The 25106-nt window shown below is 72.9% G+C and carries 29 protein-coding genes; 18 read left to right on the top strand and 11 right to left on the bottom strand.

The window, feature by feature from the left end; translation table 11 throughout:
* The first annotated feature begins 254 nt into the window (after positions 1–254).
* Both ACFVZH_RS32820 and ACFVZH_RS32815 read left to right on the top strand, forming a co-directional pair.
* Positions 255–476 (top strand): helix-turn-helix domain-containing protein, encoded by a 222-nt coding sequence (locus ACFVZH_RS32820; RefSeq protein WP_024756249.1) that lies wholly within the window; start codon positions 255–257, stop codon positions 474–476.
* Between the two features lie 132 nt (positions 477–608).
* Entirely contained in the window at positions 609–1409 is an 801-nt protein-coding gene (locus ACFVZH_RS32815; protein WP_384903112.1) for an enoyl-CoA hydratase/isomerase family protein, read from the top strand.
* A 46-nt stretch (positions 1410–1455) separates the two neighbouring features.
* Here ACFVZH_RS32815 and ACFVZH_RS32810 read toward each other — a convergent pair whose 3' ends face one another.
* A complete protein-coding gene (locus tag ACFVZH_RS32810; RefSeq protein WP_384903110.1) occupies positions 1456–2172 on the bottom strand; it encodes a hypothetical protein in 717 nt (238 codons plus the stop codon).
* A gap of 93 nt (positions 2173–2265) precedes the next feature.
* Between ACFVZH_RS32810 and ACFVZH_RS32805 the strand changes: the two genes are divergently transcribed.
* From ACFVZH_RS32805 to amaP, 5 genes are read left to right on the top strand one after another with little or no spacing between them, the layout of a single operon-like run.
* Positions 2266–2742 (top strand): Asp23/Gls24 family envelope stress response protein, encoded by a 477-nt coding sequence (locus ACFVZH_RS32805; RefSeq protein WP_384903109.1) that lies wholly within the window; start codon positions 2266–2268, stop codon positions 2740–2742.
* Positions 2743–2784: 42 nt separating this feature from the next.
* A complete protein-coding gene (locus ACFVZH_RS32800; protein WP_384903107.1) occupies positions 2785–2976 on the top strand; it encodes a hypothetical protein in 192 nt (63 codons plus the stop codon).
* A 6-nt stretch (positions 2977–2982) separates the two neighbouring features.
* Positions 2983–3327, top strand: a complete 345-nt coding sequence (locus ACFVZH_RS32795; protein ID WP_384903105.1) for an Asp23/Gls24 family envelope stress response protein — start codon at positions 2983–2985, stop codon at positions 3325–3327.
* Positions 3324–3956 carry a DUF6286 domain-containing protein gene (locus tag ACFVZH_RS32790; RefSeq protein ID WP_384903103.1) on the top strand — a complete coding sequence of 211 codons (633 nt, stop codon included), beginning with the start codon at positions 3324–3326 and terminating at the stop codon, positions 3954–3956. Before ACFVZH_RS32795 ends, ACFVZH_RS32790 begins: the two co-directional genes overlap by 4 nt.
* A 36-nt stretch (positions 3957–3992) precedes the next feature.
* A complete protein-coding gene (gene amaP, locus ACFVZH_RS32785; protein WP_384903102.1) occupies positions 3993–4580 on the top strand; it encodes an alkaline shock response membrane anchor protein AmaP in 588 nt (195 codons plus the stop codon).
* Positions 4581–4604: 24 nt separating this feature from the next.
* Here amaP and ACFVZH_RS32780 read toward each other — a convergent pair whose 3' ends face one another.
* The 6 genes from ACFVZH_RS32780 to ACFVZH_RS32755 form a co-directional block, all read right to left on the bottom strand.
* The gene (locus ACFVZH_RS32780; RefSeq protein ID WP_384903100.1) at positions 4605–5360 is read right to left on the bottom strand and encodes an SDR family oxidoreductase; all 756 of its coding nucleotides are present in this window, start codon (positions 5358–5360) and stop codon (positions 4605–4607) included.
* A 4-nt stretch (positions 5361–5364) separates the two neighbouring features.
* Positions 5365–7149, bottom strand: coding sequence for a glycoside hydrolase family 15 protein (locus ACFVZH_RS32775; RefSeq protein WP_384903098.1), 1785 nt, complete (start codon positions 7147–7149; stop codon positions 5365–5367).
* Positions 7150–7183: 34 nt separating this feature from the next.
* The gene (locus ACFVZH_RS32770; protein ID WP_384903097.1) at positions 7184–7999 is read right to left on the bottom strand and encodes an SURF1 family protein; all 816 of its coding nucleotides are present in this window, start codon (positions 7997–7999) and stop codon (positions 7184–7186) included.
* A gap of 95 nt (positions 8000–8094) precedes the next feature.
* On the bottom strand, positions 8095–8328 hold the full coding sequence (locus ACFVZH_RS32765; protein ID WP_073806545.1) for a hypothetical protein: 234 nt from the start codon (positions 8326–8328) through the stop codon (positions 8095–8097).
* A gap of 64 nt (positions 8329–8392) precedes the next feature.
* Positions 8393–9367 (bottom strand): DEDDh family exonuclease, encoded by a 975-nt coding sequence (locus tag ACFVZH_RS32760; protein WP_384903096.1) that lies wholly within the window; start codon positions 9365–9367, stop codon positions 8393–8395.
* Complete coding sequence (locus tag ACFVZH_RS32755) at positions 9364–10032, bottom strand: TetR/AcrR family transcriptional regulator (protein WP_384903094.1); 669 nt, start codon at positions 10030–10032, stop codon at positions 9364–9366. Before ACFVZH_RS32755 ends, ACFVZH_RS32760 begins: the two co-directional genes overlap by 4 nt.
* Positions 10033–10128: 96 nt before the next feature.
* On the opposite strand from ACFVZH_RS32755, the gene ACFVZH_RS32750 reads away from it, so the two are divergent.
* The 8 genes from ACFVZH_RS32750 (at position 10129) to ACFVZH_RS32715 (ending at position 17853) form a co-directional block, all read left to right on the top strand.
* Positions 10129–10953 carry an acetoacetate decarboxylase family protein gene (locus ACFVZH_RS32750; RefSeq protein ID WP_384903092.1) on the top strand — a complete coding sequence of 275 codons (825 nt, stop codon included), beginning with the start codon at positions 10129–10131 and terminating at the stop codon, positions 10951–10953.
* Positions 10940–11824: an SDR family NAD(P)-dependent oxidoreductase gene (locus ACFVZH_RS32745; RefSeq protein WP_384903091.1), complete on the top strand. Its 885-nt coding sequence runs from the start codon at positions 10940–10942 to the stop codon at positions 11822–11824. Before ACFVZH_RS32750 ends, ACFVZH_RS32745 begins: the two co-directional genes overlap by 14 nt.
* 18 nt (positions 11825–11842) lie before the next feature.
* Positions 11843–13123 (top strand): amidohydrolase family protein, encoded by a 1281-nt coding sequence (locus ACFVZH_RS32740; protein ID WP_384903089.1) that lies wholly within the window; start codon positions 11843–11845, stop codon positions 13121–13123.
* A complete protein-coding gene (locus ACFVZH_RS32735; RefSeq protein ID WP_384903087.1) occupies positions 13123–14346 on the top strand; it encodes an amidohydrolase family protein in 1224 nt (407 codons plus the stop codon). The genes ACFVZH_RS32740 and ACFVZH_RS32735 overlap by 1 nt, the downstream gene beginning before the upstream one ends.
* A gap of 24 nt (positions 14347–14370) precedes the next feature.
* The gene (locus ACFVZH_RS32730) at positions 14371–15096 is read left to right on the top strand and encodes a VIT family protein (protein ID WP_384903086.1); all 726 of its coding nucleotides are present in this window, start codon (positions 14371–14373) and stop codon (positions 15094–15096) included.
* A gap of 127 nt (positions 15097–15223) precedes the next feature.
* Positions 15224–16129, top strand: coding sequence for a sterol desaturase family protein (locus ACFVZH_RS32725; RefSeq protein WP_384903084.1), 906 nt, complete (start codon positions 15224–15226; stop codon positions 16127–16129).
* Entirely contained in the window at positions 16126–16791 is a 666-nt protein-coding gene (locus ACFVZH_RS32720; RefSeq protein ID WP_384903082.1) for a lysoplasmalogenase family protein, read from the top strand. The genes ACFVZH_RS32725 and ACFVZH_RS32720 overlap by 4 nt, the downstream gene beginning before the upstream one ends.
* An 18-nt stretch (positions 16792–16809) precedes the next feature.
* Positions 16810–17853 (top strand): zinc-dependent alcohol dehydrogenase family protein, encoded by a 1044-nt coding sequence (locus ACFVZH_RS32715; protein WP_384903080.1) that lies wholly within the window; start codon positions 16810–16812, stop codon positions 17851–17853.
* An 83-nt stretch (positions 17854–17936) separates the two neighbouring features.
* Here the strand turns inward: ACFVZH_RS32715 and ACFVZH_RS32710 are convergent, their stop codons facing one another.
* Both ACFVZH_RS32710 and ACFVZH_RS32705 read right to left on the bottom strand, forming a co-directional pair.
* Positions 17937–19250 (bottom strand): CoA transferase, encoded by a 1314-nt coding sequence (locus tag ACFVZH_RS32710; RefSeq protein WP_384903078.1) that lies wholly within the window; start codon positions 19248–19250, stop codon positions 17937–17939.
* Positions 19251–19336: 86 nt separating this feature from the next.
* A complete protein-coding gene (locus tag ACFVZH_RS32705) occupies positions 19337–20872 on the bottom strand; it encodes a S8 family serine peptidase (RefSeq protein WP_384903076.1) in 1536 nt (511 codons plus the stop codon).
* A 274-nt stretch (positions 20873–21146) separates the two neighbouring features.
* On the opposite strand from ACFVZH_RS32705, the gene ACFVZH_RS32700 reads away from it, so the two are divergent.
* From ACFVZH_RS32700 to moaA, 3 genes are all read left to right on the top strand, one after another.
* Positions 21147–21521 carry a DUF485 domain-containing protein gene (locus tag ACFVZH_RS32700; protein ID WP_384903074.1) on the top strand — a complete coding sequence of 125 codons (375 nt, stop codon included), beginning with the start codon at positions 21147–21149 and terminating at the stop codon, positions 21519–21521.
* Complete coding sequence (locus ACFVZH_RS32695) at positions 21518–23143, top strand: cation acetate symporter (protein WP_384903072.1); 1626 nt, start codon at positions 21518–21520, stop codon at positions 23141–23143. The genes ACFVZH_RS32700 and ACFVZH_RS32695 overlap by 4 nt, the downstream gene beginning before the upstream one ends.
* Positions 23144–23293: 150 nt before the next feature.
* Positions 23294–24283, top strand: a complete 990-nt coding sequence (moaA, locus tag ACFVZH_RS32690) for a GTP 3',8-cyclase MoaA (RefSeq protein WP_384903071.1) — start codon at positions 23294–23296, stop codon at positions 24281–24283.
* 25 nt (positions 24284–24308) lie between these two features.
* Here moaA and ACFVZH_RS32685 read toward each other — a convergent pair whose 3' ends face one another.
* Positions 24309–24533, bottom strand: coding sequence for a hypothetical protein (locus ACFVZH_RS32685; RefSeq protein WP_384903070.1), 225 nt, complete (start codon positions 24531–24533; stop codon positions 24309–24311).
* A 182-nt stretch (positions 24534–24715) separates the two neighbouring features.
* Positions 24716–25060 (bottom strand): DUF3099 domain-containing protein, encoded by a 345-nt coding sequence (locus ACFVZH_RS32680; RefSeq protein WP_384903068.1) that lies wholly within the window; start codon positions 25058–25060, stop codon positions 24716–24718.
* Between the last annotated feature and the right edge of the window lie 46 nt (positions 25061–25106).

The raw sequence follows: 25106 nt of genomic DNA, 5'->3' as shown, positions 1-25106 counted from the left end.
GCGCGGTGCTCTGCCGAATCCTTCCGGCAGACCCGCGCCGTACGTGTGTTCCCCTGTCGTCGCTGACCTGGTACTTCCCGTGCCGACCGGTACGGATGTGCCGTTCCATCGGTGCGGAATAGCAGATTCCGTCTGTGATGACGCCGTACTCCTCCGCAAACCCGGCGGCACGGACCTTGTCGAATGGGTGGCCAGGACGCCGGGGAGGGGTGATCATGAGAAGTCCAGAGCGCACTTCCCATGAGGAGGCACGGGTGGCCGAGACTCTGAAGAAGGGCAGCCGGGTGACCGGCGCCGCGCGCGACAAGCTCGCGGCAGACCTGAAGAAGAAGTACGACTCCGGTGCGAGCATCCGGGCGTTGGCCGAGGAAACCGGCCGCTCCTACGGGTTCGTCCACCGGATGCTCAGCGAGTCCGGAGTCACGCTGCGTGGACGCGGCGGAGCGACACGGGGCAAGAAAGCCGCCTCGGTCTGACATCGGGGCGGCTCGACCGGGCCACCGGGTCTCTCGGTGGCCACCCGGTCGGTCCTGCGGCCGGCCAGGTGGTTACTGTGCAGTCACTTAGCATTTCGCATGCAGTGCTGCACCGGAACCGGAGGCGCCCCCATGACTACGCTCGAAGACTCTGAGCCCGTATTCGACAAGGACGGTGTACGGCTCACCGTCGAAGACGCCGTTGCCACGGTGACCCTGACCAACCCGGCGAAGCGCAACGCTCAGTCTCCCGCTCTGTGGCGGGCGTTGACGGAAGCCGGCCGGTCACTGCCGGGCAGCGTGCGGGTCGTCGTCCTGCGCGGTGAGGGCAAGTCCTTCTCCGCCGGGCTCGACCGGCAGGCGTTCAGCCCCGAGGGCTTCGACGGAGAGCCGTCCTTCCTCGATCTCGCGCGCGGTTCCGACGAGAACCTCGACGCGGTCATCGCCGAGTACCAGGAGGCGTTCACCTGGTGGCGCCGCAGCGACCTCGTGTCGATCGCGGCCGTCCAGGGCCACGCCATCGGCGCGGGCTTCCAGCTCGCCCTCGCCTGCGACCTGCGGGTCGTCGCCGAGGACGTGCAGTTCGCCATGCGCGAGACCAGCCTGGGCCTCGTCCCGGACCTCACCGGCACGCACCCGCTCGTCTCGCTCGTCGGCTACGCCCGCGCGCTCGAGATCTGCGCCACCGGCCGCTTCGTCCACGCCGAGGAGGCCGAGCGCATCGGCCTCGCCAACCTCTCCGTGCCCGCGGACGAGCTCGACGCGGCCGTACGGGACCTCGCCGCCGCGCTCCTCGCCGCGCCCCGGGACGCCGTCACCGAGACCAAGGCGCTCCTCCAGGGCGTCGGCGGCCGTTCCTACGAGGAACAGCGCACCGCCGAGCGCGCCGCCCAGGCCCGTCGCCTGCGCGACCTCGCCGGACTCGGCGACTGACGACACCCCGCAATGCCCGGGCGCGCCCCGGCCGGACGGCACTGCCCTACCGCAGTTCCGTGACCAGAACCGTGACCGCGGTCGCCCCAGGGGCGGTCGCGGTCACGGCGTTCCGGGCGGCGCGGGCGACGTCCAGGGGGCGCCGGCCGGCGGTGACGGCCAGCTCCACGCGGACGAGGTCGCCGGGACTCCGGCGCACCACCGGCGGCCCCAGGACGTCCGTCACGCCCGCCACGCCCTCGACCCGCAGGACCGCCAGGGCCACCGGGTCGTCGGTCGCCGGTGAGGGCCGACCCGGCGGGGGAGCGGCCGGTCCGGTCGGCGGCGCCGCGTCGAACAGCTCCGTCACCCGCAGGTCCACGCCCGTCACCGGGAGCCCGAGCCCGCTGTCGGCCGCGCCGAGCAGGGCGGCCCGTACCTCGTCCGCCAGCTCCGGCAGCGAACGGCCCAGCACCGCCCCGAACTCCGCCGTGATCAGCAGCGGCCCATGCGGCAGCCCGCCCGGCGGCACCGGCACCGGCACCGGCACCGGCACTGGCTCCGGCCCCGGCGCCTCGGTCGCCTCCGGCCCGGCCTGCTGGCCCGGTCCGATCCGCAGGCCGCCCGGCACCACCCCCGGTACCGTCGCGGCGGCCCGGTCCAGGACCTCCCGCGCCGCCCGCTCCGTGATCCACGCGCCGTCCTCCGCCGTCCCCAGCGGCAGCAGCCTGCCCGGCGCGAGGCGGTCCCGTACCGCCGCCGTCCAACCCTCAGCCGTCGTCATTCCCCCAGCCTGCCGTATCCCCGGGGCGAATCAGGGCAAGCGCCCTTAATCTGGGCGAGGAACCCCGAACCATCAGAGAAGGGGCGATGCAGGATGACTGACACCAATCCCACCGGAAATCCCGCGCCGGAGGAATCGCGCCGCACCTCCGTGACCAAGCGCGGCGGCGGCGCCCCGGCCTCCCGGGGCCGGACCACCATCGCCGACGGCGTCGTCGAGAAGATCGCCGGCCTCGCCGCGCGGGACGTCGTCGGCGTCCACGCCATGGGCAGCGGACTCTCCCGCACCTTCGGCGCCGTACGCGACCGGGTCCCCGGCGGGGGCGGCGGCAAGGCGAGCGTCACCCGGGGCGTGAAGGCCGAGGTCGGCGAGGTACAGACCGCACTCGACCTGGAGATCGTCGTCGACTACGGCGTGTCCATCGCCGACGTCGCCGGCGAGGTCCGGGAGAACGTCATCGCCGCCGTGGAGCGGATGACCGGCCTGGAGGTCGTCGAGGTCAACATCGCGGTCAGCGACGTGAAGCTGCCCGACGAAGAGGACGAGGAGCCGGAGTCCCGGCTCCAGTAGCCGTCGGCACCCCGGCGGTACGGGCATGGAAAGGGGCTCAGGATGAGCATGGCGGTGGTCGGCCTGGTGGCCGGCATGGCCCTCGGCTTCGCCGGATACTTCGGCGGCTTCGGGGCGTTTCTCCTGGTCGCGGCCTTGGGCGCGGTCGGCTTCGTGGCGGGCCGTTTCCTCGACGGCGACCTCGAACCCGGCGACCTGCTGCGCGGCCGCGACCGCGGCGACCGGAGGCGGTGACGCGGAGTGGTGACGGACCTGGCGCGGGACCGGGGGGCGACGAGGATCGCCGACCGGGTCTTCGCGAAGATCGCCGCCCAGGCTGCCAGAGAGGCCCTGGACGCCGTCCCCGAGGGCGGATCACGGCCGCACGCCTCGGTCGTCGTCCACCGGGACGTCGCCCGGGTCTCGGTCAGCCTCGACCTCGACTACCCCTCCGACATCGGCCGCCAGTGCGGGGCCGTCCGGGGCCGGGTCCGCACCCGCATGGAGGAGCTCGCCGGCCTGGAGGTCCACGAGGTCTCCGTCCACGTCGAACGCCTCCACTCCCCGCTCACCCGGCAGGCCGCACACCGGGAGCGCCTGTCGTGACCGCCACCCCCGAACCGCCGCCCTCCGACGAGACGGAGACCGGCGCCCCCGGCCCCGTACCCGTCCTCGCGGACACCCCCGCAGTCCCCGTCCGCCGCTTCTGGGCGGTACGCCGCATCCCCGCCGCCCTGCTCGCGGCGGTCGTCCTGGGGGGCACCGGGCTGCTCCTGTACGACGTGGCCGCCGTGCGGGCGGACCACTCCGCGATGGCCTGGCGGCGCGAGCTCGCCGACGCCCTCGCGACCAAGCCGCTCGACAGCACCGCGGTCGTCGCCGGCGCCGCCGTGGCCGCGGCCCTCGGGATCTGGCTCCTCGTCCTGGCCGCCACGCCGGGGCTGCGCGCGGTGCTCCCGATGCGCCGCGCGCACGCCGACGTCCGGGCCGGACTCGACCGCGAGGCCGCCGCCCTCACCCTGCGCGACCGCGTCATGGAGGTGTCCGGGGTGCAGTCCGTCGAGGTGCGCGTCGGCCGCGCCAAGGCCGCCGTCCGGGCGGTCTCGCACTTCCGGGCGCTCGACGAGGTCCGCGCCGACGTCGAGACGGTCCTCGCCGCCGGCGTCGAGGAACTCGGCCTCGCCCACCCGCCCCAGCTGACGGTGCGGGTGTCCCGCCCACGCAGGAAGGGATGAGCCGATGAGCCAACGGGACCAGCGGGGGAGGGGCCGGTGACCGTCGTCCTGCGGCGCGTCAACCGCGTCCTGCTCGGGCTCGCCGGGCTGCTCCTCGCCGTCGGCGGCGGGGCGGTCCTGGCCGCCGCCCTCGACCTGCCCGTACCGACCTGGTGGCCCTGGTCGGGCCCCTCCGACGTCCTGCTCTCCACCGCCGACCGGCAGCGGGGGCAGGACCACAGCTGGTGGTGGCCGGTGGTCATCGCCGTCCTCGGCGTCGTGGTCCTGCTCGCCCTGTGGTGGCTGCTCGTCCAGTTCCGGCGGGCCCGGCTCGCCGAGGTCCTCGTCGACACCGGCGACGGCGACGAGGCGGTCGTGCGCGGCCGGGCCCTGGAAGGCGTCCTGGAGGCGGACGCCGCCGCCCAGGAGGGCGTGGCCAAGGCCAAGGTCTCCCTCACGGGCCGCCGCGCCGCCCCCCGTACCCGGGTCGCCCTGCTCCTGGAGCCGTACGCCTCCCCGGGGGCCGCCCTGAACACCCTCAGCACCCAGGCCCTCGCGCACGCCCGCACGTCGGCGGGCCTGCCCGCGCTGCCCACCGAGGCGCGGCTGCGGGCGGTGAAGCACCGGGCCCGCCGGGTGACCTGACGGCGGGCCGTACGCGACGGCGGCTCAGAAGCCGCCGCGCGCCCCGCCGTCCACCGGGAGCATCAGCCCCGTCAGGTACGAGGCGGCCGGCGACAGCAGGAAGGCCGCCGTCCGGCCGAACTCCTCCGGGGTGCCGTAGCGGCGCAGCGGGATGGCGGCCTCGTTCGCCGCGCGGGACGCCTCCGCGTCGCCGGACAGCGCGTCGAGCGAGCGCACCCGGTCCGTGTCGATCCGGCTCGGCAGGAGGCCGATCACCCGGATCCCGCGCGGTCCCAGGTCGTTGGAGAGGGACTTGGCGAAGCCGGCGAGGCCGGGGCGCAGCCCGTTGGAGATGGTCAGGCCGGAGATGGGCTCGTGGACCGAACCGGACAGGACGAAGCCGATCACCCCGCCCTCGGTGAGGGTCTCGGCCGCCGCGCGGGCCAGCCGCACCGCACCGAGGAAGACCGTGTCGAAGGCGGCCGACCACTGCTCGTCGGTGTTGTCGGCCGCGAAGCCGGGCGCCGGGCCGCCGACGCTGATCAGGATGCCGTCGAAGCCGCCGAACCGGGACCGCGCCTCGGCGATCAGCCGGGCCGGGGTCCCCGGGTCGTCGTTGTCGGCGGCGATACCGGCCGCGCCCTCGCCCAGTTCGGCCACCGCGTCGGCGACCGTCTTCTCCTCGCGCCCGGTGATCAGCACGCGGGCCCCCTCGGCGAGCAGCGCCTCGGCCGAGGCGCGGCCGAGCCCTCGGGTCGCGCCGGTCACCACGTACACACGGTCCTTCAGTCCCAGATCCATGGCCCTATCCTGCCGCCTCCTCGGCGGCGAGCGCGAAGGCGGTCCCGACCAGGCCGATGTGGCTGAACGCCTGCGGGAAGTTGCCCAGCTGACGGCCGGCCACCGGGTCGTACTCCTCGGCGAGGAGACCCACGTCGCTGCGGAGCGCGACGAGCCGCTCGAAGAGGGCGCGGGCCTCCGCGGTCCGTCCGGTCAGCCGCAGCGCGTCCGCCAGCCAGAACGAGCAGACGAGGAACGTCCCCTCCTGGCCCGGGAGCCCGTCCACCGTTCCCGAGTCGACGCTGTACCGGCGGACGAAGCCGCCGTGCATCAGCTCCGCCCGCACGGCGTCCACGGTTCCCACGACCCGGGGGTCGTCCGGCGGCAGGAAGCCGACCTGCGGGATGAGCAGGGTGGCGGCGTCCAGCTCCCGCGAGCCGTACGACTGGGTGAAGGTGTTCCGCACCGGGTCGTACGCCCGGGCGCACACCTGCGCGTGGATCTCGTCCCGCATCGCCCGCCACCGCGCCGCGTCCCCCGGCAGCGAGCGGTCGGCCTCCAGGGTGCGGACCGCGCGGTCGGCGGCCACCCAGGCCATCACCTTCGAGTGGGTGAAGTGGCGGCGCGGCCCGCGCACCTCCCACAGTCCCTCGTCGGGCTCCCGCCAGGTCGACTCCAGGAAGCCGAGCAGGCTCAGCTGGAGGTTCCAGGCGTGCCGCTCGGCCGGGATGCCGGCCTCGCGCGCGCGGTGGAGCGAGTCCATGACCTCGCCGTACACGTCGAGCTGGAACTGGTCCACGGCCGCGTTCCCGGTCCGTACCGGCGCCGAGTCGGCGTACCCGCGCAGCCACGGCAGGGTCGTCTCGGGGAGCCGGCGCTCCCCGGCGGGGCCGTACATGATCTGGAGGTCGGCCGGGTCGCCGGCGACCGAGCGCAGCAGCCAGTCCCGCCAGGCGGCGGCCTCCTCGACGTATCCGGCGGCGAGCAGCGCGCCGAGCGTGAGGGAGGAGTCGCGCAGCCAGCAGGCGCGGTAGTCCCAGTTCCGCACGCCGCCGAGCTCCTCCGGCAGCGAGGTGGTGGGTGCCGCCACGATTCCGCCGGTCGGCGCGTACGTGAGTGCCTTCAGGGTGATCAGGGAGCGCACCACCGCCTCGCGGTGGGGGCCTTCGTAGGTGCAGCGGGCGGTCCACTCCCGCCAGTCCGCGAGGGTCTGCTCCAGGGCCTCGTGGGGGTCGACGAGGGCGGGGCGCGGCTCGTGCGAGGGGTGCCAGGTCAGGACGAAGGCGACCTTCTCCCCGGCGGTGACGGTGAACGAGGAGCAGGTGGCGAACTGCTGCCCCCAGGTCTTCACGTGCGGTTCGCTGCGCAGCCAGACGGAGTCCGGCCCGGCGATGGCGACCCGGTGGTCGTCGGAGCGGCGCACCCAGGGCACGATCGATCCGTAGTCGAAGCGCAGCCGCAGGACGGCGTTCATCTCGACGGTGCCGCTGACGCCCTCCACGATCCGCATGAGGTCCGGCGACCTGTCCCGCTGCGGCATGAAGTCGACGACCCTGACGGTGCCGGTACGGGTCTCCCAGTACGTCTCCAGGACGAGGGAGTCCTCGGCGTAGCGGCGGCTCGCGCAGGTCGTGGCGCCCTTGGGGGCGATCCGCCAGTGGCCGTTGTTCTCGTCGCCGAGGATGGCGGCGAAGCAGGCGGCCGAGTCGAAGCGGGGCAGACACAGCCAGTCGACCGATCCGTCGCGGCCGACGAGCGCGGCGGTCTGGAGATCGCCGATGAGGGCGTAGTCGTCGATACGTTGCGTCACGCTTTGGGCTGTTCCCGGAAGCGGCGCCGGTCAATCAGCGGGACGGGGCCGCCTCGACCGGCTCTGTGTCGTCCTGTGGGGATCCGGGGACGTCGGAGGCCCGTGCGGCCTGCCGGTCGTGCTTCTCCCGCCGGACGAGGATCACCCAGCCGACGGGCACCCCGGCCGCGAACAGCCACCACTGGACGGCGTACGCCATGTGGGAGCCGATCGAGTCGTGGTCGGGCTCGGCGATCGGTTCGGGGGTGTCGTTCGCGGGGGCGGGAGCGATCTGCTCCAGGTAGCCGCCGAGCACCTCGCGGCCGATCAGCTCGGCCTGCTGCCGGCTGCTGATCAGCATCACCTGGCGGTCCGGCAGGCCCTTCAGGTCCTTGATGCCGCTGGCGCCGGTCGTCTCGTCCGCCTTGAGCCGGCCGGTGACGGTGATCTCGCCCCGGGGGGCGGGCGGCACCGCGGGGTAGGCGTGCTGGTCGGCGGCGGCCGGTACCCAGCCCCGGTTGACCAGGACGACCCGGCCGTCCCGGAGGACCAGCGGGGTCAGGACGTGCACGCCCACCCGGTCGTCGGCGGAGGTGCGCCGGCGGACGACCACCTCGTGCGCGGTGTCGAAGGTGCCGGTGGCGGTGACCCGGCGCCAGTAGTCGGTGCGCGGGACGGTGTGACCGGGCGAGGTGAGCTCTTCCACCGGTACCGGCTTCGCCGCGATGCTGTCCTCGATCAGCGCGTTCTGGGCGACCCGGTGCTCGTGCCGGTGGAACTGCCAGAAGCCCAGCTCGATCATGGTCGGGACGAGCACGAGGGCGACGAGGGTGAGGATCACCCACTGCCGGGACAACAGGAAGCGGTACACCCCATGACCGTACCTCTGGGCCGACGGGGTGTACGCAGGGGGGTTCGGCTCGCCCGGAGGCGCGCCCAGGATCGTTTCCTCACGTCCTGTCCTCGTCACACCCTGTCGACGATGCCCACCTTCCCCTCGGCGCGGGCGCAGTGGCCGCCGCAGTACCAGCTGCCGTCGACCTCGACGCCCTGTCCGATGATCTGGACCCGGCAGTGCTCGCAGATGGGCGCCATGCGGTGGATGGCGCAGGCGAAGCAGTCGAAGACGTGCACCGCGCCCTGCGCGTGCACCTCGAAGGACATGCCGTAATCGTTTCCGCAGACCTCACAACGTGCCATGCGCCACAGGGTGGGGCTCCCCGGCGGGCGCGCGCAGCACGGCACGCCCGCAGGGGCGGGGGTGTCACCCGTCTGCCGGGCTCACGTCCCGCAGCAGCTGCGCGTAGGCGGCCTCGTCGACGACCGGCGTGCCGAAGGACTTCGCCTTCAGCGTCTTGGACGTGGCCGAGTCCGGATCGTTGGTGACGAGCAGGCTCGTCAGCCGGGAGACGCTGGACGCGACATGGAGCCCGGCCTCGACCGTGCGGTCCTCCAGGAGCTCCCGGTCGACCGAGGTGTCCCCGGAGAAGGCGATCCGCATGCCCTGCTTGAGCGGTTTGTCCGTCTCGTAGCGGCCGGGGTTGGGGTACGGGCACGCCGGACGCTTCCGCGAGGGGCGCCAGCTGTTCGCCCGGTAGGAGGACTGGTGGCCGATCCGGGGCTGCGCGGGCGTCGTGGCCCACTCCGTCAGCGGCCGGCACTCCAGGAGCGGCAGCCGCACGTTCCGCTCGGCCGCCGCGTGCAGGCTCGGCCGGAACGCCTCCGCGAGGACCCGCGCGTCGTCCAGCGCGTTGTGCGCGCGCTGCTGCACGACGCCGAAGTGCGCGGCGAGCGACTCCAGCTTGTGGTTGGGCAGCGGCAGCGACAGCTCCTTGGCGAGCGCGATCGTGCACAGCCGCTGGCGCACCGGCGCCGCCGACTCGGCGCGCGCGTACTCCCTGGCGATCATCTGCCAGTCGAACATCGCGTTGTGCGCGACCAGCACCCGCCCGTCCAGCCGCGCCGCGAACTCCGCCGCGATCTCCGGGAACAGCGGCGCGCCCTCCAGGACGTCGCTGGTCAGCCCGTGGATCCACACCGGCCCCGGGTCCCGCTCGGGATTGACCAGCGTGTACCAGTGGTCCTCGACGTTCCCCTGGGCGTCGAGCCGGTAGACGGCAGCCGAAACTATCCGGTCGTCGCGGGCGAGTCCGGTGGTCTCCACGTCGACGACCGCGTACCCCTGCGGGTAGGCGGCCGGCCACGTCGCTGCTGTCGTACGGTCGTCAAGCACGGTCACAGAGAATACGGCCCGCGACCGACAACTTCGTCCCCGGTGTCCCCGGAGGCGCCGGCGAGCAGCCCGTCCACCAGGGCCCGCACGGAGTCCGTGAAGAGCCGCTCGGTGTCGATCGGGGCGGCCAGGGCGCGCGCCAGGGGCCCGTCGGACTCGGCCTCCTCCGCGCGCCACAGCTCCTCCTCGGCGGGGGACTGGGCCGGTGCGCGTTCGCGGTTGCGCTCGACCAGGACGTAGCCGACGACCTGGAACTGGACGGCGCGGACGGCGCGGGCGGCGGCCGTGCCGCGCAGGCCCGCGGCGTGGGCCTCGTGGGCCAGGGCGCGCTGGGCCGGCAGGAACATGCGCTCGGTGAGGCCCCGTTCGTGGACCATGGCGACGAGGTGCGGGCGCTCGCGCAGGGCCCGGCGCAGGCCGCGGGCGACGGAGACCATCCGCTCGGCGGGGGACGTGCCGTGCGGGCGGAGGGTGCCGAGGTCGGCGACCGTCCGTGCGACGAGCGCGTCGAGGAGCGACTCGCGGTTGCCGACGTGCCAGTAGATCGAGGTGACGGCCGTGCCGAGTTCGGCGGCGAGCCGGCGCATGGTCAGGGCGTCCGGGCCGTGCTCCCTCACCAGAGCGGCCGCGGTGTCCAGGACTTCCTCGCGGCTCAGCGCGGAGCGTGCCATCGCATCCCCCAACTCCTCTGCGTGCACGGGTCTTTACCGTTCATCGCCATCGGTGTAACTGTGTTACAGGCCGACGATCCCGAAGGGTGGTACGTCATGGCACGAGTACGGTACGGGGCACGCAGCGACGCGGAGGCGGCGGCGGCCCGCGAGCGGTCCGCCAAGCTCCCCGACATCTGGTCCACCGGCGTGGTAGCCGTCTGGGAGACCGATCCGGACGTCGTCGCGGCGGTCCTGCCGCCCCCGCTGAAACCCACCGCGCGTCCCCTCGTACGCGCCAACATCAGCAAGGTCGACCTGCCGGGCTACCCCCTCGGCGCCGGGTCGGTGGCCGTGGCCGCCGCCCACGGCGACCGGGAGGGCTGGTACCCGCTGGTCATGCCGATGACCCACGAGCGGGCCCTGATCGGCGGGCGCGAGGTCTTCGGCGAGCCGAAGAAGCTGGGCGAGGTGACGGTCGAGCGCGAGGGGCTCGTCGTCCGCGCGGCGCTCGCCCGGCACGGCATCGCCTTCGTGGAGGTGCGCGGCGCGGTCTCCGGCCCGCTGCCGCTGCCCGAGCCCGTCGAGAAGACCGACTTCTACTTCAAGTTCCTGCCGGGCGTGGAGGGTTCGGGGTTCGACGCCGACCCGGTCCTGGTGCACTGCGTCCGCAACGAGAAGGTGCGCAGGCTGGAGCGGGTCACGGGTGACGTGGTGCTGCGCGAGTCCATGTACGACCCGGTCGCCGACCTCCCCGTACGCCGGCTCGTCGAGATCACGATCGGCGAGAAGACCACCGACCAGAGGGGCACGGTCGCCGAACGCGTCTCGGCGCGGGACCTGCTGCCGTACGTCCACCAGCGGTACGACGACCCGCTCCAGATCCTCGACGGGCCCCCCGAGACGAGCCCGCGGAAGGAGGCGTCCGATGGAGCTGCGTGAGGGACAGGTCGCCGTCGTCACGGGCGCGGCGAGCGGCATCGGGCTCGCCATGGCCCGCCGCTTCGCCGCCGAAGGGCTCGCCGTCGTCCTCGGGGACGTCGAGCGGGGCGCGCTGGAGGAGGCCGCCGACGAGCTGATGGCGGACGGGGCGCAGGTCCTCGCCCGGACGGTCGACGTCTCCGACCCGGACCAGGTCCGGGCGTTCGCGGACGCCGCCTTCGAGACCTTCGGCGCCGTCCACGTCCTCTGCAACAACGCGGGCGTCGGCTCCGGCGCCGAGGGCCGCATGTGGGAGCACGAGCCCAACGACTGGAAGTGGGCCTTCTCGGTCAACGTCTGGGGCGTCTTCCACGGCGTCCAGGCATTCGTCCCCCGCATGATCGCGAGCGGCGAGCCGGGCCACGTCGTCAACACCTCCTCGGGCGACGGCGGCATCGCCCCGCTGCCCACCGCCTCCGTGTACGCGGTCACCAAGGCGGCCGTCGTCACCATGACCGAGTCGCTCTACGCCCACCTCAGGGCCGAGCACGCGCGCGTGGGCGCGTCCGTGCTCTTCCCCGGACCGCACATGCTCCGCACCGGTCTGTGGGAGTCGCACCGCAACCGGCCCGAGCGGTACGCCAAGCAGCGGCCGCGCCGGACCCCGTACCGCAGCCTCGACCAGTGGGAGGCCGCCATGAAGGAGGCCGGGCACGAGGTGGCCTTCACGCCGGTGGAGGAGGTCGCCGAGCACGTCGTCGACGGCATCCGCGCCGACCGCTTCTGGATGCTGCCCAGGAGTGAGCACAGCGACCGGCAGATCAGGGCGCGTTCGCAGTCGATGCTCGACCGCGCCAACCCGTCGTACCTGGAGAGCTTCATCCTCGACTGACCGGCCAAGGAGCCCGACGTGAGCTTCGAAGACCCGTACCTGATCATCTCGTCCGACTGCCATGCCGGGCTTCCCACCGAGGAGTACCGGCCCTACCTGGAATCCCGCCACCACCGCGCCTTCGACGAGTTCCTCGCCGGGCGCGAGGCCCGCCGGGAGGCCATGACCCGGCTCGGGGTCCGCAACGAGGCATTCGCCGACAAGTGGTTCCACGACAACGAGGAGGGCCTGCGGGGCGGCTGGGACGCCGCCCAGCGGCTCAAGGAACTCGACGGCGACGGAGTGGCGGGGGAGGTGGTCTTCCCCGACGCGGACGCCGTCGACAGCCGGACCGCCGCGCCCTTCGGCGTCGGCCTCGGCCTCTCCGGCGACCAGGACCCCGAACTCGGCATGGCGGGCGCCAAGGCGCACAACCGCTGGCTCGCCGAGTTCGTCGGACGCAACCCCGAGCGGCACTGCGGGGTCGCCCTGCTCCCCGTCACCGCCGACCCCCGCGAGGTCGTCGCCGAGATCCACCGGGCCAAGGAGTCCGGGCTCGGCGCCCTCATGATCCCCTCCATGTGGGTGGACAGGGCCCCGTACCACGACCGGTGCTACGACCCGGTGTGGGCGGCCGCCGCCGAGACCGGGATGCCGGTGGTCACCCACTCCGGGGCCGCACCGCGCGAGGAGTACGGCGACCACCTCGGGATCTACGTCTCCGAGGTCACCTGGTGGCCGGCCAGGCCGCTGTGGTTCCTGCTCTGGTCCGGGGCCTTCGAGCGCCACCCCGGCCTCCGGTTCGGCGTCGCCGAGTCCGGCTGCTGGTGGCTGCCGAACCTGCTCTGGTTCATGGACCGGCTCTACCTCGGCGCGCACGGCGGCAAGAAGCTCTCGCCGTTCGCGGAGCTGAAGCGGCCGCCGAGCGAGTACCTCGACCGGCAGGTCTTCGTCTGCGCCACCAACACCAAGCGGCGCGAGCTGGCCCAGCGGTACGAGATCGGCGTCGACAACATCCTGTGGGGCTCGGACTTCCCGCACCCGGAGGGCACCTGGCCCGACACGCGCGCGTGGCTGCGGAACACCTTCCACGACATCCCGGTCGAGGAGACCCGGCGGATGCTCGGCCTCGCGGCGGCGGAGGTCTTCGGCTTCGACCTCGGCGCCCTGGCGCCGATCGCCCGCCGGATCGGCCCCACCCCCGCCGACCTCGGCCAGCCCGCCGACCAGACCGCGGTCGAGGCGTCCTGGGCCCGCTCGCGCGAGGTCGGCCGCCACTGGCTGACCGACCACGACTTCCCGGTCCTGGGGGCGAGCTGATGGACAGGTACACCGTCATCTCCGCGGACTGCCACGCGGGCGCCGACCTCCTCGACTACCGGCCGTACCTGGAGCGCCGGCACCACGAGGCGTTCGACGCGTGGGCGGCCGGCTACGTCAACCCCTACGAGGACCTGCTCGCCGACACCGCCGACCGGAACTGGAACTCGCGGCGCCGGCTGAGCGAGCTGGCGGCGGACGGCATCGTCGCCGAGGTCGTCTTCCCGAACACCATCCCGCCGTTCTTCCCCTCCGCCTCCCTGATGGCCCCGCCGCCGACCCGGGAGGAGTACGAGCTCCGCTGGGCGGGCCTGCGCGCCCACAACCGCTGGCTGGCCGACTTCTGCGCGGACGCGCCCGGCCGCCGGGCGGGCGTGGCGCAGATCCTCCTCAACGACGTCGACGAGGCGGTCCGGGAGATCCGCCGCAGCAAGGAGGCGGGCCTGACCGGCGGGATCCTGCTGCCGGGCGCCCCGCCGGGATCCGGCGTCCCCGAGCTGTACTCGGAGGCGTACGACCCGATCTGGGCGGTCTGCGCCGAGCTCGGCGTGCCGGTCAACCACCACGGCGGCTCGGCCTCGCCGCCGCTCGGCGACGAACCCGCGGCCCGCGCCGTCTTCATGGTGGAGACGACCTGGTTCTCCCACCGGGCCCTGTGGCACCTGGTCTTCGGCGGCGCCTTCCGCCGCCACCCCGACCTCATGCTCGTTCTGACGGAACAGGGCTCCGGCTGGATCCCCGGGGTCATGGACATGCTGGACTACTACCACGCCCGGCTCGTCGCGGCGGCGACCCGCGCGACGACGGCCGAGTCCCGGTTCGGCGCCGGGCTCGCCGCGTCCATGGGCAAGGGTCCCAGCGAGGTCTGGCGCGACAACTGCTACGTCGGCGCGAGCTTCATGCGCCCGCACGAGGTGCCACTGCGCGACCGGATCGGCCTCGACAAGATCATGTGGGGCAGCGACTACCCGCACGACGAGGGCACCACGCCCTACTCCCGCGAGGGCCTGCGCATCGCCTACGCGGGCGTGCCGAGGGACGAGGTCGCCGCCATGGTCGGCGGCAACGCGGCCCGCGTCTACGGCTTCGACCTCGCCTTCCTCGACCCGATCGCCGCCGTCCACGGCCCGACCGTCGAGGAGATCGCCGAACCGCTGAAGGAGATCCCCGCGGGGGCCACCAGCCCGGCGTTCGCCCCGGGCGGGTCGGTCCGCGTCTGGTGAGCCGCCGGGTGCGACCCTCCTGACGTGACAGCACCCCAAGCACCGGAAACGGCACACGGCGAGGCCCACGGCGGAGGTCTCGGCTCCCGTCTCAACTGGCTCCGGGCCGCCGTGCTCGGAGCCAACGACGGAGTCGTCTCCACCGCGGGCCTCGTCGTCGGTGTCGCGGGCGCCACCGAGTCGCAGGCCGCCCTGCTCACCGCCGGGCTCTCGGGGCTGCTCGCCGGGTCGATGTCGATGGCGGCGGGGGAGTACGTCTCCGTCTCCACCCAGCGCGACTCGGAGAAGGCGGCGCTCGCCCAGGAGAGGCGCGAACTGCGCGAGGACCCGGAGGCGGAGCTGGCCGAACTGACCGGGCTGCTGGCCGCCCGCGGCCTCTCGCCGGAGGTGGCCCGCGAGGCCGCCGCGCAGCTCACCGAGCGCGACGCCCTGCGCGCCCACGCGCGCGTGGAGCTGGGCATCGACCCCGACGCCCTCACCATCCCCTGGCACGCGGCCGGCGCCAGCTTCCTCGCCTTCACCGTGGGCGCCCTGCTCCCGCTCCTCGCGATCGTCCTCCCGCCGGCCTCCGCCCGCCTCTGGGTCACGGTCCTCTCGGTCCTCGCCGCCCTCACCTTCACCGGCTGGTGGAGCGCGCGCCTGGGCAGCGCGCCCGCGGGACCCGCCATCCTCCGCAACGTGGCGGGCGGCGCCCTGGCGATGGCGGTGACCTACGGGGCGGGCTCGCTGCTCGGCGCGACCGGGGTCTGAGAGGCGCGCGGACCGGCCGACGGCGGCCGCTTGTCGAAAGGTGCCAAAGCCTGCTGACAAGTCGTCTCGCATACTTGTCGGTAATCACGTCTAGCCGCGCCCGCCCGCCGCCCCTACCGTCGACGGCATGCCCAACCTGCCCGATGTCGTGCTCTGGTCCATACCGGCGTTCGTCCTGCTCACCGCCGTGGAGATGGCCGGCCAGCGCCTCCACCCCGACGAGGACGCCGCCGGATACGAGGCGAAGGACACCGCCACCAGCGTCGGCATGGGCCTGGGAAGCCTCTTCTTCGACTTCCTGTGGAAGATCCCGATCGTCGCGGTCTACGCGGCGGTCCACGAGCTGACCCCGCTCCGCGTCCCCGTCCTGTGGTGGACGATCCCGCTGACGCTGCTCGCCCAGGACTTCTTCTACTACTGGTCGCACCGCGGACACCACGTCATCCGGATCCTGTGGGCCTGCCACGTCGTGCACCACAGCAGCCGCAGGTTCAACCTCTCCACCGCCCTGCGCCAGCCCTGGACCGGCCTGACGTCCTGGCCGTTCTACCTGCCGCTGATCGCGCTCGGCGTCCACCCGGCCGCCCTCGCCTTCTGCTCCTCGGTGAACCTCGTCTACCAGTTCTGGATCCACACCGAGCGCATCGACCGGCTGCCCCGGCCCTTCGAGTACGTCCTCAACACCCCCTCGCACCACCGCGTCCACCACGCCTCCCAGGGCGGCTACCTGGACCGGAACTTCGGCGGCATCCTCATCCTCTGGGACCGGGTGTTCGGCTCCTGGGCCGGCGAGACCGTCCGCCCCGTCTACGGGCTCACCAAGAACATCGAGACGTACAACCCGCTGCGGGTCGCCACCCACGAGTACGCCGCCATCGCCCGCGACGTCCGCACCGCGAGCGGCTGGCGCGAGCGCGCCGGACGCGTCTTCCGCGGCCCGGGCTGGCAGCCGGCGCCGACCGCCGGGACGAACCCCGCCCCCACGACGGGCCCCGTCGCCACGGCGGCCCCCACACCGGAGGCCGCCGCGTGAGCACCGCCACCACGGCCGCCCGCGCCGTCCCGACCACCGCCTCCCGCGCCCTGCTCGCCGCCTTCGGGCTCGCGGCCGCCCTCGACCTGGGCTCCCTGCTCGCCGGCGCCGAGCTCGGCCACCAGATCGCCAAACCGCTCCTGCTGCCGCTGCTCGCCGCGTACGCCGTCACCCTCGGCGCCCCGAAGCCGCTCACCGCCGCGCTCCTCCTCGGCTGGGGCGGCGACGTCCTCCTGCTCTCCGACGCCGACTGGGCCTTCCTCGCCGGCATGGGCTCCTTCGCCGCCGGACACGTCTGCTACCTGGTCCTCTTCGGGCGCAGGCGTACGTCCCCGGCGCTCGGCGCCCTGTACGCGGCCACGCTCGCCACCACCGTCGTGCTCCTCTGGCCCGACCTCCCCGCCGGACTGCGCATCCCCGTCGCCGGGTACTCGCTGCTGCTCACCGCGATGGCCTACCGCGCGAGCTCCCTCGGACTCCTGGCCGGCCTCGGCGGATCCCTGTTCCTGCTGTCCGACACCCTCATCGCCACCGGCGTCGCCGGCTGGCCCCGGCTGCCGGCGCCCGACTTCTGGGTCATGCTGACGTACATCGCGGCGCAGTACCTGCTGACGGCGGGAGCGCTCCGCACGATGTACGGTGAACGTCGTACAACCGTCTGACAGCAAGGACCGCCCCCCATGCGCGCCACCACCATCCACGCCCCGTTCGACATGCGCGTGGAGGACGTGCCCGACCCGGTGATCCAGGACCCCACGGACGTCGTCCTGCGGGTCCTGCGCGCCTGCATCTGCGGCAGCGACCTGTGGGCCTACCGCGGCGAATCCGCCCGCCAGCCCGGCCAGCGCATCGGCCACGAGTTCCTCGGCATCGTCGAGGCGGCCGGCTCCGCCGTCACCGGCTTCACCGCCGGCGACCTCGTCGTCGCCCCCTTCGTCTGGTCCGACGGCACCTGCGACTACTGCGCCGAGGGCCTCCAGACCTCCTGCCCGCGCGGCGGCTTCTGGGGCTCGGTCGGCTCCGACGGCGGCCAGGGCGAGGCCGTCCGGGTCCCCTTCGCCGACGGCACCCTCGTCAAGCTCCCCGTCGAGGCCGCCTCCGACGACCGGCTGCTCACCGCGCTGCTCGCCCTCTCCGACGTCATGGGCACCGGCCACCACGCCGCCCTCGGCGCGGGGGTGAAGCCCGGCTCCACCGTCGCCGTCGTCGGTGACGGCGCCGTCGGTCTCTGCGGCGTCCTCGCGGCCAAGCGCCTCGGCGCCGAGCGGATCATCGCCCTCGGCCGGCACACCGTCCGCACCGACATCGCCCGCCTCTTCGGCGCCACCGACGTCGTCGCCGAGCGCGGCGAGGCCGCCGAGGCCGCCGTCCGCGAGCTCACCGGCGGCCAGGGCGCCCACGGTGTCATCGAGGCCGTCGGCACCGAGCAGTCCATGCGCACCGCCGTCGCCATCGCCCGCGACGGCGGCTCCATCGGCTACGTCGGCGTCCCGCACGGCAGCGGTACGGGCCTCGACCTCTCCGTCATGTTCGACCGGAACATCGCACTGCGCGGCGGTGTCGCCCCGGTCCGCGCGTACATCCCGGAGCTGCTCCCGGACGTCCTCGACGGCACCATCGACCCGTCCCCGGTCTTCGACCTCACCGTCGGCCTCGACGGGGTCCCCGGCGGCTACAAGGCCATGGACGAGCGCACGGCCCTCAAGGTCCTGGTCAAGCCGTAGCGGCGGCCCGCCCGGCCGTCGTCATCCCCGTGCCCACCTGTCCCGCCCGGCGGAACGGGTGGGCACAGCCCCTTCCCGGGCCGTCAGGCCCCGAGCCACTCCGGCGCGTCCGTCCCCGCGACGCCCGGCGGGCGCGACCAGCCCGCCGGGCCGCCCTCGTACGCGATCGGCGACAGCGCGTACCGCAGCCGCCCCAACGGCCCCTCCGACTCCGCGAGGTACCGCTCCGGTTCGTACCGCGGCAGCGTCCCGGTCAGCCAGTGGCCGGTCTGGGCGAGGGCCAGGCGGACGAGCCGCGTGCCGCCGTCGCGGTCCTGCTCGGTCAGCGAGCGCAGGACGGCCGCCGCGAGGAGGTAGCCGGTGCCGTGGTCCAGGGCCTGCGCGGGGAGCGCACCCGGCTCCTCGGCCGAGCCCTCGGTGGCGGCGATGCCCGTCGCCACCTGCACCAGGGAGTCGAAGCCGCGTCGCTCGCCCCAGGGCCCGTAGTCGCCCCAGGCGGACAGCCGGGCCACCACGAGTCCCGGCCGGTGGAGGTCGAAGCGGTCGAGCGCACCGGGCCGGTAGCCGGTGACCAGCACGTCGGCCGAGTCGAGGAGTTCGCCGAAGGCGCGCCGGTCGGAGGGGCGCTCCAGATCGAGCGCCGCCGTCCGCTTGCCGACGGCCGTCTCCGCGTGCTGGTCGGGCAGCTCGGGGTTGCCCGGCGGGTCGATCCGGAGCACGTCCGCGCCGAGCAGCGCCAGGGTCCGGGTGGCGACCGGGCCGGCGATCACCCGGGTCAGGTCCAGGACCCGCAGCGGTCCCGTGCGGCGCCGGGGCGGGGCCTCGTCGAGCCGCTCCCGGGTCAGCAGCGGCCGCGCCGCCACCTCCCGGCCCTGCTCGCTCGCCGCCCACGCGTCGGGCGTGCGCAGGGCGACGGCCAGGCCGCCGGCCGCGTACACCGCCGTCTCGACCTCGACGGCCTTCCGCTCGGCGACCGCCGCCGCGACGGCCTCGACCGAGTCGGCCCCGACCGAGTCGGCCACGCCGAGCGCCGCCAGCAACGCCGCCCGGTGGTGCGGGTAGTTGGCATGGGTGCGCACCCAGCCGTCCGCCGCCCGCCAGAACCGGGACAGGGGCGCGAAGTTCACCGGCGCCCGCCCGTCGACCCGCAGATGACGCTCGCTCACGAAGGCGGTGGCGACGGCCCCGTCGTCCACCCGCACCGGCCCCGGGACCCCGGCCCGCTCCGCGGCGGCGAGCGAGCAGGCCGCCACCGTCGCCCGCGCGAGGTCCATCACCGGCAGCCGCGCGGGCAGCAGCCCCGAGGTCCCGCCGTACACCACGCGGTCGACCAGGGCGGGATCGCCGTCGAGAGCCGACCAGAGCAACTCCGTACCCGAACGCACTGTGTTGTCCATGACCGCACTATGGCACTGGGTGTCATGACGAAGGGCCCTGGTGTGGCGCACCACACCAGGGCCCTCCGCTCAACGGACTTCCGCGACTACCAGCGGACGGCGTCGAGCGCGTCGATCAGACCGGCTCCGTAGAAGCCGTTCTTGTTCTTGCCACCCTCGCAGACGGCGTCGATCTTGCCGTCGCCCTCGATGTCGTACGGGTTGGTGCAGGCGCGCTTGTCGGCCTGCGCGTACAGCAGCGCCTTCAGCGCCGCCGGGCTCGCGTAGGGGTGCGTCGACTTGATGAGCGCCAGGACACCCGCCACGTGCGGCGAGGCCATCGACGTGCCGGCCTTGTAGTTGTAGCCGCCGTTGACCGTGGTCGACAGGATGCGGCCGTTGACCGCCGGGGCGTCCGGGGTCTGGTACTCGGTGCGGTCACCGCCGGGGGCGGCGATGTCGATCACGCCGAGACCGTAGTTGGAGTAGGACGCCTTGAGGCCCTTGGCGCCGGTCGCGGAGACCGTCACGACGCCCGGCAGCATGGCCGGGTAGTCGAAGCACTCCTTCGGGTCGATGACCCGGTCGCCCGGCGTGCCGTCGTTCGGGCTGCTGTTGTCCAGGATCGAGTCGGCCGCCAGGTCGAACTTCGAGTTGCCGGACGCCGCCACGTTGACCGTGCCCCGGCGCTCCGCGTAGCGGGTCGCGCGGGTGACCGCCTCGATGAGGGCCTTCTGGTCCTCGTCGTTCTTGCAGGCGAACATCCACGGGTCGGTGTAGTAGCTGTTGTTCGTGATGTCGACGCCGTGCTCGGCCGCCCACACGAAGCCGCAGACCACGGCTTCGGTGTAGAAGAAGCCGTCCGGGGTGGACACCTTGATGCCGGAGACCTTGACGCCCGGGGCGACACCGGTGATGCCGATGCCGTTCTTGGCGGCCGCGATGGTGCCGGCGACATGCGTGCCGTGGTCGCTCTCGCCCGGGTTGGGGCGCCACGATCCGGCGGTCGTGTCCGGCTTGCCGGACACGCAGTTGGCGGACGCGGCGGCGTCGAAGTTCGGCGCCAGGTCCGGGTGGGTGTCGTCGACACCCGTGTCGATCACACCGACGGTGACGCGCTTGCTGCCGAGCGTCTTCTGGTGGGCCTTGTCGGCCTTGATCGCCGGGAGGTCCCACTGCAGGGGCTCCAGCGGGTCCTGCTCGTCCGTCGCGTTGGCGGCGGCGGCCGCGGCCTCGGCCGCGGTCAGCGTCTGGGCGCCCTCGTCGACGGAGTCGTCGGACTGGACGGAGAGCGGGGCGTTACGGGTCGCACCCGCCGACACCACACCGCGCGCCGTGCGGATCGTCTTCGCGAACTCGGGGTTCTGCGAGTGGACGACTATCACGCCTATCTGGTCGTACGAGACGACCACCTCGCCGCCCGCGGCGGCGATCGCCTTCTTCACCGAGGCGGCGGTCCAGCGGCCACCCTCGACGTTGACGACGTACGACAGCTTCGGGCCGTTCGTCGCCACCGTGGCCGGTGCGTCGCTCAGTTCCGCGGCGGAGGCGGCGCCGGGGGCAAGGAAGCCGAGCGAGGCCGTGAGCGCGAGACCAACCGGCAGAGCGAGAGCTCGGCCGCGCCTCGATCCCAGATGAGCCATGGGTTCTCCACATCATCCGTATGTACTGTCCGCGCGCGGGTTTGCGCGTGAACAGGTGCATGACGAGTGAAGCTATCGCTGATCTTCCCGAACCTTCAATGAGTTGAGAAGACTTCATGAAGATCTGTTCAAGGAAATCCCCCGCGTGAACCGCTTCGCTTCCGGCTCCGTGCCGTTGGTCAGGGGAGGAGCTCCGACCGGAGTCCCGTTCCCGCACCCCCCCGGTGAGGCCCCCTTGACCATGCCGTCCGCCCCCGCGTCACGAGGAGATTCCGTGGCTACCGAAGCACCGCCGCCGCCCAGGAACGGGACGGAGACCGACCACGGTCCCGCGTCGCCCACGACGGAGCAGTTCGTCGAGGTGCAGGAAGGCGCGGAGTTCGGCGAACTGCGCCGTACGTACCGCTCCTTCGCCTTCCCCCTGACCGTCGCCTTCATCGCCTGGTACCTGCTGTACGTGCTGCTCTCCAACTACGCGGGCGACTTCATGGGGATCAAGCTCTTCGGCAACATCAACGTGGCGCTCGTCCTCGGCCTCGGCCAGTTCCTCACCACCTTCCTCATCGCCTGGCTCTACTCGCGCCACGCGGCGAACCGGCTCGACCCCAAGGCCGAGGCCATCAGAACCCGAATGGAGGGCGACGCATGAGCACCCCCGTCCTGCTCGCGGCGGACAGCGCCACCACCGAGCACCGGCCGCTGATCATCGCCCTGTTCGGCGCCTTCGTCATCGCCACCCTGGTCATCACCGTCTGGGCCGGCCGCCAGACGCGCAGCGCCGCCGACTTCTACGCCGGCGGACGCCAGTTCACCGGCTTCCAGAACGGCCTCGCGATCTCCGGCGACTACATGTCCGCCGCGTCCTTCCTCGGCATCGCCGGAGCCATCGCCCTCTTCGGCTACGACGGCTTCCTGTACTCGATCGGCTTCCTCGTCGCCTGGCTCGTCGCCCTCCTCCTGGTCGCCGAACCGCTGCGCAACTCCGGCCGGTTCACCATGGGCGACGTCCTCGCCTACCGGATGCGCCAGCGGCCCGTCCGCACCGCCGCCGGCACCTCGACGATCGTCGTCTCGATCTTCTACCTGCTCGCGCAGATGGCGGGCGCCGGCGTCCTCGTCTCGCTCCTGCTCGGCATCACCAGCGACGGCGGCAAGATCGCGATCGTGGCGCTCGTCGGCCTCCTGATGATCGTGTACGTGACCATCGGCGGCATGAAGGGCACCACCTGGGTGCAGATGGTCAAGGCGGTCCTGCTCATCGCGGGCACCCTCCTGATCACCTTCCTCATCCTCCTCAAGTTCCACTTCAACATCTCCGAGCTGCTCGGCGCGGCCGCCACCAACAGCGGCAAGGGCGACGCCTTCCTCCAGCCCGGCCTCAAGTACGGCGCCACCGGCATCTCGAAGCTGGACTTCCTCTCCCTCGGCATCGCGCTCGTCCTCGGCACGGCCGGCCTGCCCCACATCCTGATCCGCTTCTACACGGTGCCGACCGCCAAGGCCGCCCGTAAGTCGGTCAACTGGGCCATCGGCATCATCGGCGCCTTCTACCTGATGACGATCGTCCTCGGCTTCGGCGCCGCCGCCCTGCTCAAGAACACCGACATCGTCGCCTCCAACAAGGCGGGCAACACGGCCGCACCGCTCGCCGCCCTGGAGATCGGCGGCGGAGCCGGCTCCACCGGCGGCGCGATCCTCCTCGCCGTCATCTCCGCCGTCGCCTTCGCGACCATCCTCGCCGTCGTCGCCGGACTGACCCTGGCCTCCTCGTCGTCCTTCGCGCACGACATCTACGCCAACGTGATCCGGCGAGGGAAGGCCACCGAGAAGGAGGAGATGCGGGCCGCCCGCTGGGCGACCGTCCTCATCGGCATCGTCTCCATCGCGCTCGGCGCCCTCGCCCGCGACCTCAACGTCGCCGGCCTGGTCGCCCTCGCCTTCGCGGTCGCCGCCTCCGCCAACCTGCCGACGATCCTCTACTCGCTCTTCTGGAAGCGGTTCACCACCCAGGGCGCGCTCTGGTCGATCTACGGCGGTCTGATCTCCGCCGTCGTCCTCGTGCTGTTCTCGCCGGTCGTCTCCGGCAAGCCCACCTCGATGTTCAAGACGGCCGACTTCTACTGGTTCCCGCTGGAGAACCCCGGCATCGTCTCCATCCCGCTCGGCTTCCTGCTCGGCTGGCTCGGCTCGATCCTCTCCAAGGAGGAGCCGGACAAGGGCAAGTACGCGGAACTGGAGGTCAAGTCCCTCACCGGCGTCGGAGCGCACTGAGTCGTATACGTTCCGCTTCCGACGGACGGTCGCGTCGTAGAGTTCTACGACGCGACCGCACCGGTCCTCGTGACAATCTGCCCTGCTCACCGTCCCCGGGCTCACGTAGGCTCGGAGCACACGCATCCACACGACGGGAAGGGGGCCCAAGTGCTCATCGACACCTACGGCAGGGTGGCCACCGACCTGCGCGTCTCGCTCACCGACCGCTGCAACCTGCGCTGCACCTACTGCATGCCCGAAGAGGGCCTCCAGTGGCTCGCCAAGCCCGACCTGCTCAGCGACGACGAGATCGTCCGGCTGGTCCGGATCGCGGTCACCGACCTCGGCGTCACCGAGGTCCGCTTCACCGGCGGCGAGCCGCTGCTCCGCCCCGGCCTCGTCGGCATCGTCGAGCGCTGCGCCGCCCTGGAGCCCCGCCCCCGGATGTCCCTCACCACCAACGGCATCGGACTCAAGCGCACCGCGACCGCCCTCAAGGCGGCCGGGCTCGACCGGGTCAACGTCTCCCTGGACACCCTGCGCCCCGACGTCTTCAAGACCCTCACCCGCCGTGACCGCCACCAGGACGTCCTCGACGGCATGGCCGCCGCCCGGGACGCCGGCCTCACCCCGGTCAAGGTCAACGCCGTCCTGATGCCCGGACTCAACGCCGACGAGGCGCCCGACCTCCTCGCCTGGGCGATCGAGGAGGCGTACGAGCTCCGCTTCATCGAGCAGATGCCCCTCGACGCCCAGCACGGCTGGAAGCGCGACGGAATGATCACCGCCGGTGACATCCTGGAGTCCCTGCGCACCCGCTTCACGCTGACCGCCGAGGGCGCCGACGAGCGCGGCTCGGCCCCCGCCGAGCGCTGGGTCGTGGACGGCGGACCGCACACGGTCGGCGTCATCGCCTCCGTCACCCGTCCGTTCTGCCGGGCCTGCGACCGCACCCGCCTCACCGCCGACGGCCAGGTCCGCACCTGTCTCTTCGCCACCGAGGAGACCGACCTGCGGGCCGCCCTCCGCTCGGACGCGCCCGACGCGGAGATCGCCGCGATCTGGAAGCGGGCGATGTGGGGCAAGAAGGCCGGCTCGGGCCTCGACGACCCGAGCTTCCTCCAGCCCGACCGGCCCATGTCGGCGATCGGCGGCTGACCCAGGGGGTTTCCGCGGATGTGGTTTAGGGGGTTTCCGTGGACTCGGACTCCCACTCCGCGAGCGGGACGACGTCCTTCAGGAAGCCCCGTACGCCCAGGAACTGGGAGAGGTGCTCGCGGTGCTCCTCGCACGCGAGCCAGGTCTTGCGCCGCTCGGGCGTGTGCAGCTTGGGGTTGTTCCACGCGAGGACCCAGACGGCGTCGGCGCGGCATCCCTTGGCGGAACAGGTCGGCTTCTCTTCACTCACCCGGTCATTGTCCAGCAAGGGCGATGCCGAGCAGCCACGGGGGGAGCTGCCCGGCATCGGTCCGTCGCTCCGACGGGGGATGCGGAGCGCGTAGGAAGTATGTCACGGCACATGGGGTGTGGTGCACAGGAACTTCATGATTGATCTGAGCTTTTCTTGAGCTTTCCGGCCACTGTCCGTGATCAGTTCCGGCCGTGCGGACGTTCCGTGTCCGCGTCCTCCGCGGCCTCCTTGCCACCCAGCGCGGGCCGCTCCGGAGTCGGGACGAAGGTGGAGGGAAGGGACGGAGTGGACTCGCGTCCCGCGTTCGCGATCACCACGGCCACATAGGGGAGCAGGATGCCCAGGGCCAGCGCGACGACCGCGACGTGCCGCTCCACGTTCCACAGCACCGCGGCGGCGATCACGGAGAGCGTTCGCACCGTCATCGAGATGACGTAGCGCCGCTGCCGTCCCCGCACGTCGTCGGCGAGCCCCTGCCGGGCTCCCGTGATCCGGAAGACCTCGGTCCCGCCATGCTTCGGCATCGCCGTCCACCACCCACAGGTCGTGCCGGACCCTCCCCGGTCCGGA

This window comes from Streptomyces sp. NPDC059534, assembly GCF_042743475.1.
Lineage (GTDB): Bacteria > Actinomycetota > Actinomycetes > Streptomycetales > Streptomycetaceae > Streptomyces.
Note: the sequence above shows the minus strand (reverse complement) of the source record. Positions and strands in the feature narration are given on the sequence as shown.

Excerpts from the sequence above, each read along its gene's own strand:
- ACFVZH_RS32735 (WP_384903087.1), top strand. The coding sequence starts at position 13,123 with ATGGACAGGTACACCGTCATCTCCGCGGACTGCCACGCGGGCGCCGAC.
- ACFVZH_RS32810 (WP_384903110.1), bottom strand. The coding sequence starts at position 2,172 with ATGACGACGGCTGAGGGTTGGACGGCGGCGGTACGGGACCGCCTCGCG.
- ACFVZH_RS32780 (WP_384903100.1), bottom strand. The coding sequence starts at position 5,360 with ATGGATCTGGGACTGAAGGACCGTGTGTACGTGGTGACCGGCGCGACC.
- ACFVZH_RS32725 (WP_384903084.1), top strand. The coding sequence starts at position 15,224 with ATGCCCAACCTGCCCGATGTCGTGCTCTGGTCCATACCGGCGTTCGTC.
- ACFVZH_RS32745 (WP_384903091.1), top strand. The coding sequence starts at position 10,940 with ATGGAGCTGCGTGAGGGACAGGTCGCCGTCGTCACGGGCGCGGCGAGC.
- ACFVZH_RS32715 (WP_384903080.1), top strand. The coding sequence starts at position 16,810 with ATGCGCGCCACCACCATCCACGCCCCGTTCGACATGCGCGTGGAGGAC.
- ACFVZH_RS32805 (WP_384903109.1), top strand. The coding sequence starts at position 2,266 with ATGACTGACACCAATCCCACCGGAAATCCCGCGCCGGAGGAATCGCGC.
- ACFVZH_RS32750 (WP_384903092.1), top strand. The coding sequence starts at position 10,129 with ATGGCACGAGTACGGTACGGGGCACGCAGCGACGCGGAGGCGGCGGCG.
- ACFVZH_RS32680 (WP_384903068.1), bottom strand. The coding sequence starts at position 25,060 with ATGCCGAAGCATGGCGGGACCGAGGTCTTCCGGATCACGGGAGCCCGG.
- ACFVZH_RS32755 (WP_384903094.1), bottom strand. The coding sequence starts at position 10,032 with ATGGCACGCTCCGCGCTGAGCCGCGAGGAAGTCCTGGACACCGCGGCC.
- ACFVZH_RS32705 (WP_384903076.1), bottom strand. The coding sequence starts at position 20,872 with ATGGCTCATCTGGGATCGAGGCGCGGCCGAGCTCTCGCTCTGCCGGTT.
- ACFVZH_RS32695 (WP_384903072.1), top strand. The coding sequence starts at position 21,518 with ATGAGCACCCCCGTCCTGCTCGCGGCGGACAGCGCCACCACCGAGCAC.
- ACFVZH_RS32765 (WP_073806545.1), bottom strand. The coding sequence starts at position 8,328 with ATGGCACGTTGTGAGGTCTGCGGAAACGATTACGGCATGTCCTTCGAG.
- ACFVZH_RS32815 (WP_384903112.1), top strand. The coding sequence starts at position 609 with ATGACTACGCTCGAAGACTCTGAGCCCGTATTCGACAAGGACGGTGTA.
- ACFVZH_RS32800 (WP_384903107.1), top strand. The coding sequence starts at position 2,785 with ATGAGCATGGCGGTGGTCGGCCTGGTGGCCGGCATGGCCCTCGGCTTC.
- ACFVZH_RS32710 (WP_384903078.1), bottom strand. The coding sequence starts at position 19,250 with ATGGACAACACAGTGCGTTCGGGTACGGAGTTGCTCTGGTCGGCTCTC.